Here is a 14,959-nt window from a genome sequence, read left to right on the forward strand (position 1 = left end):
ACCAGCTGGCCCGGCTGGGGCTACCGACGAAACTCCCTGGCCAGCCGTTTCATCCGGCTGCAGTCGACTCGTTTCCACGCTAAGTAAGATCATTTTCCAGCTACTGAGGTTTTCCCAGGGGAAAGTGATCTGACCTTCGGGAATTTAGCGGGCATAGCGGTTGATTCCGAATCTATGGGAAACTCCTGAAACAGGGGTGGGGCCCTCAGTAGGAAGTGGTTCATCACAAACTAATTCCTGCTCGAAAGGCCCCAGGTGATCGCCCGTCCTGCCATGCTCGATGTCTCCAGGGACCTGGTTCGCTACGTCTCGGCACTGCTGGGCCAAGAGCGCCGCGCGGTCGGAACGCCGACGAGCAGCAGGGCGCTGACCTGCTGGAAGCAGGCGGTGTTCGTGCTGGTGTGGTTCCGGTTCAAGCCCAACATCACCGTGCACGGGGCCGCATTCGGGATCTCGCAGTCGACCGCCCACCGCTACCTCCACGAGGTCGTCGATGTCCTGGCCGACCAGGCCCCCGACCTGCACGAGGCCTTGGGACAGGCGGTCGCGGACGGATGGCCGCGCATGGTGCTGGACGGCAAGGTCTTCGCCACCGACCGGTGCCGCATCACCACCACCTCAGTGAAAGGCGAGACGATCGACGTCTGGTATTCGGGAAAGACCAGCGGCTTCGGCGGCAACATCCAGGGACTCACCCGCCCTGACGGGCTGCTGCTGTGGACCAGTCCGGTCGAGCCCGGCGGCGTCGTCGATATCGAAGCCGCCCGCCGGCACGTTCTGTCCGCCCTCTATCCACTGGCCGACGTCCTGCCCGTCTTGGCCGACCCCGGCTACCGAGGCGCAGGCCACGGCGTCATCGTCCCGTTCGCCCAACCCACCGACGGCAACGTCCTCTCCCGCACCAACCGCACCCACAACGCGCTGGACCGCGTTGAAACACACCAGCCCCAGCCCCGGCAGACTCGGCGACCTGGTCGCCGCAGCCCTCGTCCTCACCTATTTCGAACACCGCATGATCAGCTGAAACCCGCTGGGAAAACCTCATTGCGCCCTGCGCGGCTACATCTCTACCACCCGCAAGAACGGCACCAATGCCCTCACCGCCCTACGCGACGCCCTCCACAGCTCGCCCTGGACACCCCGACTTCAGACCACCTGAATAGTCACGAACAGCTACCATTGAAGTTCTGGGACATCATTTTGCGAGCTGCCCTACCTTATATATTTTGACGATCCAGCTATCGCCGTTCCGGGCGGCCAGGAGTTTACTGTCGGGACTGAACTCCATATCGACAATGTTAATAGCAGAGGGAACGGTGAACTCTTTTTTGTTGATGATGTCCCACAACCTGATTTCCCCACTATTCTCGTTCCACATGGCCAGGAATTTGCCGTCGGGACTGAACTCCACACTGACCCTGGAACTGGTCATGTTAATGCCAGTGCCAATATCAGAGGGGATGGTGAACTCTTTGTTTTCGGCGATGTCCCACAGCCCGATTTCACTGCCACCGAAGCTCTCGGTGGCCAGGAATTTGCCGTCGGGACTGAACTCCACCTCGCCGGAGATGGGGAGGGGTTGGGGTTTTTCGCCGTTGGTGATGTCCCATAGTATAACTATCCCGCTACCGCTGCTCTGGATGGCCATGAGTTTGCCGTCGGGACTGAACTCCACATAGTCAATGGCAAAAAGGGTGGTGAACTTTTCGTTTTCGGTGATGTCCCACAGTACAGTTTCCCCGCTACTGCTGTTGTTGATGGCCAGGAGTTTGCCGTCGGGACTGAACTCCACCTCGCCGGAGATGGGGAGGGGTTGGGGTTTTTCGCCGTTGGTGATGTCCCATAGCCTGATTTCATTGCTACCGCTTTTCTGGATGGCCAGGAGTTTGCCGTCGGGACTGAACTCCACATAGTCAATGGCAAAAGGGGTGGTGAACTTTTCGTTTTCGGTGATGTCCCACAGTACAGTTTCCCCGCTACGGCTGTTGTTGATGGCCAGGAGTTTGCCGTCGGGACTGAACTTCACCTCGCCGGAGATGGGAAGTGGAAGTGATTGGAGTTCTTTGCCGTTGGTGGTATTCCATATCTTAATGGCACCGCCCTCGGTACCAAAGGCGGTCAGGAGTTTGCCGTCGGCGCTGAGTTTCATCGAGGATTCTGGGTGGGTGATGATGGCAGTTTGGGAGGGGTCGTCCGGTAGGCGGTCGAGGGGGAACCAGGCGAGGGCGAGTACAGCCAATGAGGCGGTTGCCGCCGAGGTGCGGTGCCTCCGCCGAGTCGTATGTGTTCTGGCTTCGGGAGAATCGACCGGGGACAGCGGTTGACCGGCTAGCCATTCCTGAAGTCGGATGTGCCGAAATTGGTAGTTCCCTCCTGATTCGCGCAATATTTCTTGTTCGCGGGCATGGGCCAGGAAGCCCAGCAGGTGCCAGGGCAGCTGGCCTCGGGATGCCAGGACGAGCCGGGCCACCAGGAATCTGGGCCAGGCTCGGGTGAGCAGGATCAGCAAGGCGAAAACCGTTCCCGGCAGTACCGCCACCACTCCGACGGCCAAGGGGCCGCTGACATACAGGCCATCGAGGATCTGGTCGGCGTGGCTCCAGGCGATGTCGCGGAGGGGGGGTTCGTTGGACCATCCGGTGGACGCTGTTTGGATGAGGGTCGATACGGTGAAGCCGACGACGAGTGCGGGGAAGGCCATCGCGCCCAGCATCGTGCCCGCGGCCAGCGCACCGATCAGTGCCGAGCGTCGGTCCTGCCGGATGAAGGCTTGCGGGGTGGCCTGAGCCGAGCGGGTGGGGGGTGTGTCCAGCCAGCTGTGCACGGCCAAGGCGAGCCCGACCACGGACGCCAGCGAGGCGACCACCATCAGAGCCTCGAAATAGTCCTCGGTGTTCGAGGTATCCCAGCCGTCCTCGACGGGGAAGGCAATGACGACGACGGCGGCGATCAGCCCCGGTACGGCAAGGATCGCGGACAGGCCCAACCCGGTGGCAAAGCCACGGCGCAGCCGGTCCAGTGAACCGGCCACCGTCAGCGAAAGCCGGCCGGGCGCACGCTTGGCGCCGACGTACCAGGCCATGATGGCCAGAATCGCGAAAGCCGCGCCGAGCAAGCCGCCGACGGTCAGGACATTGCTTGAGAGCGCACCGGAGTCCAAGGTGAGTACCCAGACGGGTATCGCGATCATCAGGAGAACTCCGCCGCCCAGGCCGATCGCCGGGGCGACCCACGGCGACAGCAACCGCTGGCCCAGAAGCCACCAGGCCAGGTCGCGTTCGCGGTGCTGGTGCAGGTAATGGGCCAGGAATGTCAGCCAGCGCCGTGCCTCGGCCGCCTGCCACCGGCCGTCGGTGCCGGGTACCGGTTGGCCGGAGGGCAGCCGGTCGGGGGTGTAGGCCGCGTCGATCACCCGGTCCAGCAGATGGTCTTCCACGGCGTGCCGGGAGCCGAAGCGCGCGGTGTCGAGGAGTTCGGCCGGGTCGTCCGGGCAGCGCTGGTAGATCCGGCGGGCCAAGGACACCATCAGCGGGGTGGACAGCGCAGTGGCCAGAGAGCTGTCCGGCTCGTCGCGCAGTCGGCGGTAGACGGGCTCCCAGTCGATGTGGTCGGGCCAGTCGATGTCGGCCAGGTAGTCGATGGCGTCCTGGGCCTTCACCGGTTTGACCTGGATGACCGGTGCCTGGCGCAGGACCGGGGCTCCGCCTTCGATCACGTCCTCGTACTCGGCGGACCGGCAGGTGACCACCACCGGGCGGTCCCGCCCGATCGCCCGGTTCATCGCACGGACCGCACCGCGGCGGGCCGACTCGGGGATCTCGTCCAATCCGTCCAGGATCGGCAGCAGCAGCCCGTGGTCGAGTAGCAGGCGGGGGATCTCCGTCCTGCCGCTGTAATAGGAGTCGGCCAGGGCGCGCACGATCCATTCGTCCATCGGTTCACGCACCGGATCCCAGGAAGAGACGGCCAGCAGCACCGGCACCGGTCCACCCGCGGCACGAATCTCTTCCTTCAGCAGGCCCAAGGTGAGCATGATCGCCAGGACGCTTTTGCCCGAGCCGGGCTCGCCCAGTACCACCAACCGCCTGCTGGGCACCTGCTCATACCCCTGGGCCAGCTGGATGATCGCCTCATCGAACCGGCCGTCCAGCCGGCCGTCCAGCCGTAGCCGCAGGACTCGGCCGGCCTGCCCCTGCCCAGCGATGTTGTGGGGATCGGCGCTCAACCAGGGATCAGCACCAGACCAGGCCAACGGCAGCACCCGGGGATCGCGCAACTTCCGGGCCTTGGCCTCCGTCAGCCATTGGTTCTGGACCGTGTTGGCCAGGTCGTCGGCCAGCATGGTCGGCGTGGGCGAAGGAGCCGTCTCCCCTCGCAGATAGTCCGCCACAGCCACAGCCCCAGCAACCAGCCCGGCGAGCAGGCTCGTAGCCTCATAGAAACCGGGACCGGTCACCACCATCGGTGACACAGCAAAGACCGCGCCAAGTATCAGAATCCCTACATTGCGAACGTTCCTTTTTTTCGTTAGTGATGTCCGATGCATAAGAAGAACCTTAGGCAGGTCCGCCGTGTCTCGGTACCGGTACATGTGTGAACCAAGGAATCATTTGAGAGATGCCACGAGGTGGGGTGAGGGTGGGTGGTTTGATGCCCTCTTCGACACCCATTCCGGCCTGTCCGATATGCAGTGAGCCCGGGCATGGACCATTCGACCGCCAGCATGGGGCATCCATCGGGACGGGGGCTCTCCTTCGGCGACTGAACGTTTTTCATCCCTTGGGGAGGGCGTGCTGGTCACAGCGTGACGACAGGTTGGCCGTTCGGGTCCGAGCGTAGAGAAGCCCTGGTAGACGGGTTGATGCTGAGCCTTTCCGGGTAACGGTTGCTGGCGTTGTGTGATGGTGCCAGTGAGTGTGGTCGTGTTCGAGGTGGAGTAGGACGAGGGCGGCTCGGGTGATCCTGCCGATTCTCCAGAGGTCGAGGCTGACCCTGCACATTGCTTTGAAGGTGGTTTTGAGCAGGGAGAAGGAGGGACGGCCGCCGACCGTTTCCACGCCAAGGAAGATCATTTTCTGGTGGTTCATGTTTGCCGCTGACTGGGTACGGCGAAGTGCGCCTCTTGCATACAGGGCCTGTCGGGACGGAGCATCGGTGGAGTGGAGATGGCACCGTTGGCGAACTGGGGGGCTGTCGGTGGATAGTGCTTGGCTGTCTGCCATGACGACGGTGAATTGGGAGCGCGAGTCCGGCGAGAAGATCGAAGAGTTCGTCGCGGCTCTGCTGCTGCTGAAGCATCCGCACGGTAATCAGCCCACGCCTTCGCGTGGTGACCGGGGTGTTGATGTGCGGGTGTGGAATCCCGATGGCTATGACATCTACCAGGTCAAACGCTACAGCCGACCGTTGACGGCCAAGCAGGCGACCAGCGTGAAGGACTCCTGGAAGACCTTCACAGCCAAGACACTGCCGGCGCTGCCGGTGAGGTCGTGGACGCTGGTCACTCCGTGGGAGCCGTCCAACGAGCGTCTGGAGTGGCTGGAAGAGCTCACTGCGGGCTGCGGGATTCGGGTGAGCTGGATGGGCGGCCGGATCCTAGACGGCATGGCTGCGGAGAATCCCGCTCTGGTCGACTACTTCTTCGGCGATGGCGGCCGGCGACTTGAGCGGCTCATGACGATGGCCCTCCACGGTGGCCAAGACGTGCCGCAAGGGGCGGCGGGCGAGGACCTCTTGGCCGCGATCGTCTCCCGGCAGCAGAGCCTGGCAGCCTCACTGAACGAGGTCGATCCCTTCTACCGTTATGAGGTGCAGGTGCGCACCGGCCGGGTGAAGGATCTGGAATGGGACGCCGACCTGAACACAGATCCTCTGGCAGCGTTCGTCCGATACCTGCAGGTGAATGAGGCCTGCCACCTGGTGATCAAGCTGTTGCCGCGCTGTGCGGAATCGGCCAGGCTGCGGCCGATCACCATGTCGGTCGATCTGGAGGTACCGCCCGGCTCCGCCGAGCAGCAGGCGGTCGCAGACTGGCAGCGTTACGGCAGCCCTTTCCACAATGTGCCCGCCACCATCACCCACGTCTCAGGCCCACCGGGAATCACACCCGTCGGCGGACCCGGACAGATCAGTTTTCTGGCCGCGGCTTCTCAGAACCACCTTCCCGACCTCGAGATCCGCCTCACCGCCCGGGATGGCACCGGTGACCTGACGCTCGGCCTCCGTGATCCGCAGGTCTCCAGCGGGCAGGACGGCTCATGGCTGGCGGGAGTCGATTACTCCGGCGTCCTGACGTTCCAGGTGCTACTCAACGGAACGGAAGATAAGCAAGATCGAATCCAGATGTCCATGAGTTCCCTGACCGGCACGGCCCCTGCTGACGTCCTTCCGGCGGTCCGGCTGGTGGCAGCCCTCCCGCACGCCGAAGAGGTTGTCCTGGCGGTACGGGGCGGCAGGCCTTTGACACCTGTCTGGGAACCGGAGGCTTCCCAATTCGCCGGTGCCCCGCTGGGCCGGCTCCTGGCCCAGCGGTGCCGGACCTTCACCGATCCGCTGCTCAACTCCGCGCCGGCCTCGACCGGGGCAGAGGAGCTGGTGCGCGTGCTGCTGGATGCGGTGCGCAAGCTGAAGGAGGCGCTGGCCGCCGCGGGCCCCGACATCGCGCAGGACGACGGCATCAGCCGAGTCATGGAGTTGAGAAAAGCCTGCCAGCAGGTGCTCGTATCAGAGTCCATTTGCTGGCAGCGGGCCGCCTCGCGGGTGCAGACGGCCGTCCTCCGCTCCTGGGGGGCCAGGGTGACGGAGTCGCCGGAGCGCGGCGAGGCCGGGCAGGAAACCGTCCCGCGTGAGTACGCCTGGGCCGTCTACCGGCTCGACGCTCCCCACCATTCCCGCGCCGCGGGCCAGGCCGAGGAGCCCGGCCCGGCCCGCGCGCAGGCTGAGGAAGCACTGCGCGCTCTGGCCGCCTGTGCGGAGGGACGGTCGGTGAAAGGCGGACAGGTTCTTCGTTGAGGCGGGATGCTGGAGGGTATGTCCACTGTCCTTGACCGCGTTTCCCCGGCGCTCTCGCGTTCTTCTGCTCGGACCTGGATTGTCGGACGGCAGATGCCGGCTGAACCCGCCCCCGATCCCCTCGCTCCCGGTATGGCCGGGTCGTCCCTTTTCGCCGTCGGTGGTTTGCAGCGCACCGCCCCCTTTGCGCTCGAGCGCACTCCGGCGGAGCGTCTTGCCGCTGCGCTGGCGGAGACGTTCCCCTCTCGGGAGCAGCGCGTGGGCCTGCGGGCGGCGGAGTGGGAGTATGCGTTCGACCGCGGCCGGGCCACCGCCCGCACCACCTGCACCTGGAGGGATGCGCGGGGCGGGGACGTCACTGCTGGGGTGGTGCTGCGAGATGCTGAGGACGGCGGTTGCGAGTGGGCGGTTGCGGCCGAGCGCACGCGCGGCTGGAGCGTTGAGGCGGCCTCGCCCTGTGTCGTCGTGGGTCTGGCCGAGGTCTTCCCCTATTGCACCGACCCGGCGGGATTTGCGCTGATGCCGCCGCTGGGCTGCTTTGACGCCCCGGGTGAGGTCGGCGAGGGCGGCCTGTGCGGGGACGGCGGTGCAACCAGCTGGGTGGTCGAGGCGCTGGATCATCCCGGCCGGCAGGTGGCTGTGCTGCTGCTGGAGGGCAGCGGACGCAGCCTGAAGCAGTGGGGCAAGCGCTCGGGCCTGCTCGCAGCGATGATCTGGCCGGGCCTGACGTACACGGTGATCATCCCCAGCGCCGATCGCGCCGAAGCCCTGAGGCTCCTGCCCGCCCATCCCGTCCCGGCCCGGGGCGCCCGGATCGTCATGCCGCCCGGTCACGGCCTGGACGACGTCGTGATCGCCCAGCCCAGCGCTCCCGTCCTAGGCAAAGCCTTCGCCGATCTCATCGGCGCCCGCACCGCACAGCAGCCCTGCGGGCTGGCGGCCGAGGCCGTCGACCTCCTCGACCAACGGCTCGGCCGCCCCCGCCAACCCCCCATCAGCACGATCCCCCCGCAGGCCCCACCAGCCCCTGCCACCGAAACCGACCCCGGCCAGACAGCCCGCCTGCACCGCAAGGTCACCGACCTGACAGCGCTGCTGGAGCAGACCCGGCGGCAGCTCAGCGACGCCCGCACCCGGCTCCGGGCAGCCAACGACCGCGCCGCAGCCGCCGAACACCAAGCCGCGCTCCTGCGCGAGCAGGCCGCCGCCGCAGAACAGGCCGCCACGCTCCAAGCCCACCTGGACCGGGTACTGACCGAGCACGACAAGCTCCTCGAGGAGGTCGAACGCACCGCGAAGGAACGCGACGACGCCGTCCGCGAGCGAGGCATCCTCTCCGCCCGCCTGGCCGCGCTCACCCCCGCCCCCGACCCCGGCATCGCAGAAGCCGTTCCGGCGACGTTTCCCGCTCTGCTGCAGCTCGTCCGGGAATGGGGGACGCTGGAGCTGGACGGGGTGGACGAACAAACCGCCGCCTGCCTGGACCACTACCCCAAGGCCGCTTTGTGGCGGCGCAAGAGCCTGGACAGCCTGCGCACTTTGAGCTCATATGTGCTGGCGGTCAGGGAAGCCTCCCGCCACGGCACCGCCGTGGGCCCTCACCTGGCGGACGTGCTGGCCTATGTTCGCTCGGGCGCGCCCGGAGTGCTGATCAGCGCCAATACGGTAGCCCTGGACGAGTCCGACGCCACCGGCGCCAACAGCCGCTTCCGCGCCGCCCGGACCTTCCGCGTCCGCCCGCAGACCGACCCGTCCGGGTGGGCGTTCTTCGCCTCCCACGTCCGCATCGAAGCCGCCCGCCCGCCGACTCCCCGCCTGCACTTCCTCGACGACACCGCCCGCACGGGACTGCTGTACATCGGCTATCTGGGCCCTCACCTGCCCTCCAGCCGCACCAACTGAGCCGCTTCCTTGAGTTCTGTAGCGTCTCATTTCAGGTGTCATTTTCTCAGTCCGAGCGTCGTCTCCATGTCGTCTCGCAGCTCAGCGAGTTGCCCCGGCGAGCGAGAGCTGCTCAGACGACGTAGTCCTGAGACGAACCACAGATGACACGTCCGTGAGACATCGGAGAACGCCCAGTCCAGGGGCTCGGCCGACGACATCGAAAAAGAGATCCCACACGCTCGATGGCAGAGGGCGGGGAACACCCGGAAAGCAGGCCAGGGAGGAGTCAGGTCGTTCGAACGTACCTAGGAGTTCTCACAGGTCAGGCCGCCCGGTTAGTCTTCAGGATCCCGCGCGCACGGCTGCAACGTTGGGGCAGGCTGGGAGCCCTGACACACCGGGTATGCGAGTACCAGGAGAGGCCGTATGGGAAGGGCGGGGTTCAAGAGCCGGATCGATGAGGCGGCCGCTCCGCTACGGCGTTTTCCCGTCTTCCGCCGGTACCTGGCCGCTCGCCTGGTGTCGCAGACCGGTTCGTCGGCGGCGCCGATCGCGCTGGCGTTCGCGGTGCTGGAGATCGGAGGACAGGCAGCGACGATCGGCCTCGTCCTGACCGCGGCCTTGGTGCCGCAGATGCTGCTCATGCTCGCCGGTGGTGCGATCGCCGACCGCGCGCCCCGCGACCGCATCATGGTCATCGCTCACCTGGTCTCGGCTGCTACCCAGCTCGTGGTTGCCGTGCTCCTGCTGACCGGCCGCGCGGAGGTATGGCACCTCTTGGCTGCGGCGGTCCTATCCGGGGCCGTGGGCGGGTTCGTCGGCCCGGCCGCAGAAGGCATGGTCCGCCAGCTCGTCGCCAAGGACCACCTGCGGGAGGCCAACGCCACTCAGCGGATGGTGCAGAACGTGGTGAAGGTCGCCGCGCCCGCTCTGGCCGGGGTCGGCGTCGCGGCTGCCGGGGCGGGCTGGGTTTTGGCCTACGACGCCGTCACCTTCCTGGTCGCCGCGTGGCTGCTGTCGCGGTTGCGGGTGCCGCTGACGCCGATCAAGCGGCAGAAGATGTGGGCGGCGCTGCGTGAGGGCTGGGCGGATTTCGCGTCGCGCCGCTGGTTGTGGATCATGGTGGTGCAGTCGGCGCTGTGCTGCGCTCCCTGGCTGGTCGGCTACCAGATCCTCGGTCCCGTCTACACCCAGGAGTACCTGGGTGGCGCGGCCGCCTGGGGGCTGGTGATGGCGGTCTTTTCCGGCGGGCTGATCGCCGGTTCCGTGGTGGTGCTGTTGCTGCGGCCGCGCCGGGTGGCGGTGGTGGCGTGCGTGGCGATCGCCTGCGAGGCCCTGCCACTGGCGGCGCTGGCGTTGCACGCTCCGCTGCCGGTGCTCCTGGCGGCGGTGTTTCTCACCGGCGTGGGCCTGGATGTGTCGATCAACACCTTCGCCGCCTTTCGGCAGCGGGAGATCCCGCTGGAGCTGCAGTCCCGTGTTGCTGCCTACAACCTGGTCGGCCAGCAGCTCCTGATCCCCGTCGGCTATCTCGTGGCCGCGCCACTGGCGGACGCGGTCGGGCTGGTGCCGGTGCTGGCCGGGTGCGCGGCCGTCATCGTGGTGTGCGCGTTCGTCCCACTGTTGGACGGCCAGGTCCGCGCGATGCGCCTGCCCCGCGTCCCGGCCGCCCCGGGCGGTCGAAGCGGCTCTCTCATGAAGAAATCACCTGGCCTGGCGGAGTGACTCACCCTCGGCTGACAGACCGTATAGGACTACGGGGCGAAGAGATCTTCGCGCTTCCTGGTTGAAGCTAGTTCTGCTGTCCGTGGTCGGCACTACCGTGATCTGGTGACCAAACGGCTGCAGCCTGCTGAGTTCCTGGACGTTCGTCGGCTCCGTTTGGTGGAGGTGGTTGCTCCTGGGCTGTCTCCTGATCATCAGGCGGCTAGGGATCGTGTGTGGGATGAGGCTGTCGAGAAGAATCCCGCTCTGTTCGATGGTCCGGTGGTGGCGTGCGTGGGGGCGGAGTGGGATGGACCTCACGGTCTGGTCCTGCGCTGGACGTCCGTGACGTATCGGCATTACGCCTTGCGCTGGGTTCCAGGGGGTACCGACGAAACTCTCTGACCAGGGGAGAAGATCGAGGTACCGGCTGACCGGTTCCACGCTAAGCAAGATCGTTTTCCAGCTTCCGGAGAAGACGGATGTGGACCTGGTTCATGGTGCTGCTCTGCGGCGCCGTATCTGCTGGATGAGGCCTTGGTCGGTTTGGCAGTCGCAGCCTGGTCTGGGTTTGCGGTCGTCGGCCATGGCTTCGTTGGGACCGAATCGGGCGTCGTATTCGATGTGGCGGGATGGGCTGACGGCCTTTGCGGTGGTTCGTGCGATGAGGGCTCCGATGACGAGACTGGCTGCTTGCTGTGCGACGAAAGCGGCGGAGGGCCGGTAGCCGTCGGTCGCGCTCGGAGAGAGCGCGAGGAGATTGCTCAGACCACAGACGGGTTTGCCGAGGTGGGGCCGTAGCAGGGCTCGGCTGGTGGAGGGAAGTGCGTCGAGATCGGCTTGGATGAGGAGGCTGTCGCCTTTGGCGATACGGGAGAGGGATAGCCCGGTGCGCTGGTGCAGCAGAGTCTCGGCGCTCGGTACCGCAGGGGTTGTGCGTGGAGGGTAGTAACAGCGCAGGCAGGGGCCTGTCGGGAGGGCTTCGTGGAGGGCGAGGGTGGTTCCCGCGTGGCCGCCTGTACTGCCGTCCAAGGTGAGGTCGGCGTGGATGCGCTGGGTTTCGTGGCGTGCGTTAATGCTGTCGACACCACTCAACACCACTGCAGGCCAGCGCAAGTGCCCTTGGTCGATGCCGGTAATCAGGTCTTGGGCTGCTCCTTTGAGTGGAAGGACATCGAATCGGCCGGCTCTGGTCAACTCTCGGGCGAGCAGGTCGACTTTGGGGATCTGGTTGCGAGCGTCGGTGCCGTTGCCGAGGCTGTAGGTAGTGACGTTGGGAGCGTCGTAGGTCTCGGGGTCTACGACGATGATCTGGCCAACAGTGCCGAGGACATCAAGGGTGGCGGCAATGGCGGTCCCCACCGCTCCGGCACCGACGAGCGCGAGGGACGGCAGTTCCGTGATGGTGGTCGTCACGGCTCCCGGCTCTGCGGTGAGGGTGACCGGACAGAAGTCCAAGCGGTCCAGCCGCCGGTAGGCGCCCGACTTCAGACCCATGATTGTTTTGAAGATCTCGGCAGTGAGGGTCGCGGCCGCCATCATGGAGCCGAGTCCGGTACCCGAAGCCCGCAACGCCGGATAGGAGGCTCCAGCCCTACGCAGCCGTACACCATGTCCGTCCGGGGCGGCGCTGATCGCAGCGGACGGCGGGGGGTGCGGCCCGAGGTGGATGCTCAGGCCTGCGGGCACGGCGGTCAGTTCGATGGGTTTGTCCGGGTCGATTCCGAGGGCGATCTCGGTAAGGACGTCGATGGTCACCTCGTCCAGCCCGGTGGGGTCGAGGCTGATGGTGATCGGCAGGCGTCGGAGGTTGCCGATCAGGATGGTGAGTGCGACGGCAACGGCGGGCACGGCTGGTTCCGCGGTCACATGCACACGGGTGTTCTCCAGCCGCTTCAGCAGTCCGCTTTGGGTGGTGTCGGCGGCGGTGGCTCCCAGGAGGAGGCCCCGGGAATAGTCAGTGGTCACGGACGCCTCCCGCGTCGAAGACGACGATCTGCGGAAGGGGTAGCGAGAAGTCCACAACCGCGGGAGCGGTGGGGTGCCAGTCCCCTTCATGGCGCCACCATCCCCATCGGTTCGGGTCGGGCGGCGGGTGGTCGTAGGTGGGGATGATCGCGCTGACGAATCCGCGGATGTTCAGCCCTGCGGTGCGGTCGGTCACCGACATGAACGCGCGGCGCTTGTGGGAGTGGATCATGGCGCGGACTTGAAGGTCATTGCCTTCGGCGTAGGAGAAGAGCTCATCGAGGGCGGGCATCGTGATCACGAAGAGCCCCTCTTCGCGCCGGATGCCCTTCTCGCCTGCCAGGGCCAGGACAACGACTTCTGAGTCGCGTGGCCTGGTGATGAGCAGCCCGCCGGTCTCGACGTCCTGTTGCCCGTATTGCCGGACGTGCTCGATAAGTTCTTGCACCGCTGCGGGGTGGAGCCGCAAGGAAGCTGTCATGCCGCGCGCCTCCCGCAGGAGCGGTCGATATCTCCGTGGACGGTCTCGATCACATAGAGGAAGGGGTTGCCGGTGCTGCGCCACGCGCTGGGACCGGTGGCCCATTCCGGATGCAGGGCTTGGCCTTCAGCCGTGAACGGTTTGCACACGTCATTCGGGGCGCGGTAGCCGCCGGCCGAAGGCCAAGCACGGAGATCAGCGGTCGGTCCTCCGACCTCCGTGGCGAACAGCAGCGACGGGGGACGGTGCGGGTAGATACTCCAGCCGATCTTGGCGATGAACGGGCGGCGCGCCTGGTCGGTGGGCTGCAGGACGGCCCAGTACAGACCCGAAGGGTCGGTGTCCCGGTGAACGAGGGCCCCGCCGGTCGAGGCCAGGAACTCCTCGACCGGCGGCTCGTCCCGCTGAAGCCGCAGGAGGCTCTCTAGATCCATGGCGCTTCTCAGCCCTGGATCGTCTCGGTGCGCAGCTTCAACGGCAGCGCCCCGGATCGGCCGGCGGCCTCGGCAAGGGTGCTGGTGAGCGAGAGCTCGGCCCCTTCGTGGAGCAGGTAGTAGCGGGTGGTGCCGTCCGAGGCGATCTCAAACGCCGCCAAGGCGTCGGAGAGCACCTTCTCCACCAGCGTCTGCGGGGCGTAGTCCTCGCGGTAGGGCTTGTCGGCGGCCGCGAAGGTGATGATGACCTTGATCGTACGGGTCGGCTTGTCGGACACGAGACTCCTTATGTTGCAGCAAAGCGTCATTGGTATTCCAGTGACGGGACCGAGCGTACATCGATCGGGTGTTGCACGGAAGCTGCAGAGCGAAAGTAGAATGGGGGCATGACGCAGCCACCCGAACCTCTGTTCTCCCAAGAGGAGATCCCAATGGAGACCGAGCGGCTGGCGATCGGCGAACTGGGGCGCATGCTCAAGGAGCGGCGGGGAAGCCTGTCGATCCGCAAGGCGGCCGCTGACGCCGGGGTGAGCTTCAGCACCTGGTCACGGGTCGAAGCAGGTTCCCAGCCCGACCTGGCGACCTTCACACGACTGTGCACCTGGCTGGGAGTATCGCCCGCCCGGTTCTTCAACCCGGTGAGCGAGCGCGAGACCTCACCGCTGGATCAGGCGATCAGCCATCTGCGCACCGACCCGCGACTGACCGCCGAGAACTCCGCGAAGATCAGCTCCGTCCTGCGCGACATGTACGAAGCCCTCGCCCGGGACGTCGTTCCCGCCCGACCGCCGGTCGCCTGTCATCTGCGGGCGACCTCGGTCATGCGGCCGGGCGTCCCGCAGCGGCTCGCAGGCATCTTGAACGACATGCATGACGAACTCGTCCGCCAGATCGAGATAGGCGAACTGTGACACTTCCCCGCGGGTTCAAGGCGAACGCCGAACGCGAGGCCGTGCGGCTCAGGAACGACATGGGCCTACCCCCGAACGCCCACCTGGACGTCCGCGACCTCGCCGAGCACCTGGGCGCCAAGATCGTAGGCGCCGAGCGGCTCATCGACGTCACACGGCTCGAGGAGCTGGAGCGCATGCAGGCGTTCGCGTTCTCCGCCGCGACGTTCTCCGTCCACGGCAAGCACTACATCGTCACCAACCCGCTGCGCACGGCGGGCAGGCTGGCCAGCGACATCGCCCATGAGCTGTCCCACCTGCTGCTCGAGCACGACCTCACCGAGGTCCGGGAGATCGGTGGCCTGCCCTTTCGCACCTGCCAGCCGGAAGAGGAGGAGCAGGCCACCGCCATGGGCGGCACCCTGATGCTGCCCCGCCCCCTACTCATGACCGCCGTAGCCCAGGGCATGACCCCCGAGCAGATCGCCGCCTCCTACAACGTCACCACCGAGATGGCTCGCTTCCGCTACAACACCACAGGCGTCGCCACGCAGCTCAATCGCCGCTGATGCGCACAAGCTTCCCCG

11 protein-coding genes and 1 pseudogene are annotated in these 14,959 nt (G+C 66.2%); 6 read left to right on the plus strand and 6 right to left on the minus strand.

Annotated features, from left to right (window positions below; translation table 11 throughout):
• The first annotated feature begins 273 nt into the window (after positions 1–273).
• Entirely contained in the window at positions 274–1,230 is a 957-nt protein-coding gene (locus ABD140_RS20650; RefSeq protein WP_344242535.1) for a transposase family protein, read from the plus strand.
• On the opposite strand, the gene ABD140_RS20655 is transcribed toward ABD140_RS20650, so the two are convergent.
• Together ABD140_RS20655 and ABD140_RS20660 are read right to left on the minus strand one after the other, a co-directional pair.
• Positions 1,196–4,462 carry a hypothetical protein gene (locus tag ABD140_RS20655; RefSeq protein WP_344242536.1) on the minus strand — a complete coding sequence of 1,089 codons (3,267 nt, stop codon included), beginning with the start codon at positions 4,460–4,462 and terminating at the stop codon, positions 1,196–1,198. The genes ABD140_RS20650 and ABD140_RS20655 overlap by 35 nt on opposite strands.
• A gap of 451 nt (positions 4,463–4,913) precedes the next feature.
• Positions 4,914–5,027, minus strand: a pseudogene (locus tag ABD140_RS20660) (IS5/IS1182 family transposase); the annotation flags it as partial.
• A 193-nt stretch (positions 5,028–5,220) separates the two neighbouring features.
• Here ABD140_RS20660 and ABD140_RS20665 point away from each other — a divergent pair.
• From ABD140_RS20665 to ABD140_RS20675, 3 genes are all read left to right on the plus strand, one after another.
• Positions 5,221–7,011 (plus strand): hypothetical protein, encoded by a 1,791-nt coding sequence (locus tag ABD140_RS20665; RefSeq protein ID WP_344242537.1) that lies wholly within the window; start codon positions 5,221–5,223, stop codon positions 7,009–7,011.
• A 258-nt stretch (positions 7,012–7,269) separates the two neighbouring features.
• Positions 7,270–8,913, plus strand: a complete 1,644-nt coding sequence (locus tag ABD140_RS20670) for a hypothetical protein (protein WP_344242538.1) — start codon at positions 7,270–7,272, stop codon at positions 8,911–8,913.
• Positions 8,914–9,321: 408 nt separating this feature from the next.
• The gene (locus ABD140_RS20675; RefSeq protein WP_344242539.1) at positions 9,322–10,620 is read left to right on the plus strand and encodes an MFS transporter; all 1,299 of its coding nucleotides are present in this window, start codon (positions 9,322–9,324) and stop codon (positions 10,618–10,620) included.
• A 474-nt stretch (positions 10,621–11,094) separates the two neighbouring features.
• Here ABD140_RS20675 and ABD140_RS20680 read toward each other — a convergent pair whose 3' ends face one another.
• Genes ABD140_RS20680 through ABD140_RS20695 form a run of 4 tightly spaced genes read right to left on the minus strand, consistent with a single transcriptional unit; the run spans position 11,095 to position 13,760 of the window.
• Positions 11,095–12,567, minus strand: coding sequence for a ThiF family adenylyltransferase (locus ABD140_RS20680; RefSeq protein WP_344242540.1), 1,473 nt, complete (start codon positions 12,565–12,567; stop codon positions 11,095–11,097).
• On the minus strand, positions 12,557–13,048 hold the full coding sequence (locus ABD140_RS20685) for a hypothetical protein (protein ID WP_344242541.1): 492 nt from the start codon (positions 13,046–13,048) through the stop codon (positions 12,557–12,559). The genes ABD140_RS20680 and ABD140_RS20685 overlap by 11 nt, the downstream gene beginning before the upstream one ends.
• On the minus strand, positions 13,045–13,482 hold the full coding sequence (locus tag ABD140_RS20690) for a hypothetical protein (RefSeq protein ID WP_344242542.1): 438 nt from the start codon (positions 13,480–13,482) through the stop codon (positions 13,045–13,047). The genes ABD140_RS20685 and ABD140_RS20690 overlap by 4 nt, the downstream gene beginning before the upstream one ends.
• An 8-nt stretch (positions 13,483–13,490) precedes the next feature.
• A complete protein-coding gene (locus ABD140_RS20695; protein WP_344242543.1) occupies positions 13,491–13,760 on the minus strand; it encodes a hypothetical protein in 270 nt (89 codons plus the stop codon).
• Positions 13,761–13,868: 108 nt separating this feature from the next.
• Here ABD140_RS20695 and ABD140_RS20700 point away from each other — a divergent pair, with 108 nt between their 5' ends.
• Together ABD140_RS20700 and ABD140_RS20705 are read left to right on the plus strand one after the other, a co-directional pair.
• Positions 13,869–14,393 (plus strand): helix-turn-helix domain-containing protein, encoded by a 525-nt coding sequence (locus ABD140_RS20700; protein WP_344242544.1) that lies wholly within the window; start codon positions 13,869–13,871, stop codon positions 14,391–14,393.
• Positions 14,390–14,941: an ImmA/IrrE family metallo-endopeptidase gene (locus ABD140_RS20705; protein WP_344242545.1), complete on the plus strand. Its 552-nt coding sequence runs from the start codon at positions 14,390–14,392 to the stop codon at positions 14,939–14,941. The genes ABD140_RS20700 and ABD140_RS20705 overlap by 4 nt, the downstream gene beginning before the upstream one ends.
• Positions 14,942–14,959 lie beyond the last annotated feature (18 nt).

This window comes from Actinocorallia libanotica, assembly GCF_039525175.1.
Lineage (GTDB): Bacteria > Actinomycetota > Actinomycetes > Streptosporangiales > Streptosporangiaceae > Actinocorallia > Actinocorallia libanotica.

Excerpts from the sequence above, each read along its gene's own strand:
- ABD140_RS20650 (WP_344242535.1), top strand. The coding sequence starts at position 274 with ATGCTCGATGTCTCCAGGGACCTGGTTCGCTACGTCTCGGCACTGCTG.
- ABD140_RS20655 (WP_344242536.1), bottom strand. The coding sequence starts at position 4,462 with ATGGTGGTGACCGGTCCCGGTTTCTATGAGGCTACGAGCCTGCTCGCC.
- ABD140_RS20665 (WP_344242537.1), top strand. The coding sequence starts at position 5,221 with ATGACGACGGTGAATTGGGAGCGCGAGTCCGGCGAGAAGATCGAAGAG.
- ABD140_RS20675 (WP_344242539.1), top strand. The coding sequence starts at position 9,322 with ATGGGAAGGGCGGGGTTCAAGAGCCGGATCGATGAGGCGGCCGCTCCG.
- ABD140_RS20685 (WP_344242541.1), bottom strand. The coding sequence starts at position 13,048 with ATGACAGCTTCCTTGCGGCTCCACCCCGCAGCGGTGCAAGAACTTATC.
- ABD140_RS20690 (WP_344242542.1), bottom strand. The coding sequence starts at position 13,482 with ATGGATCTAGAGAGCCTCCTGCGGCTTCAGCGGGACGAGCCGCCGGTC.
- ABD140_RS20700 (WP_344242544.1), top strand. The coding sequence starts at position 13,869 with ATGACGCAGCCACCCGAACCTCTGTTCTCCCAAGAGGAGATCCCAATG.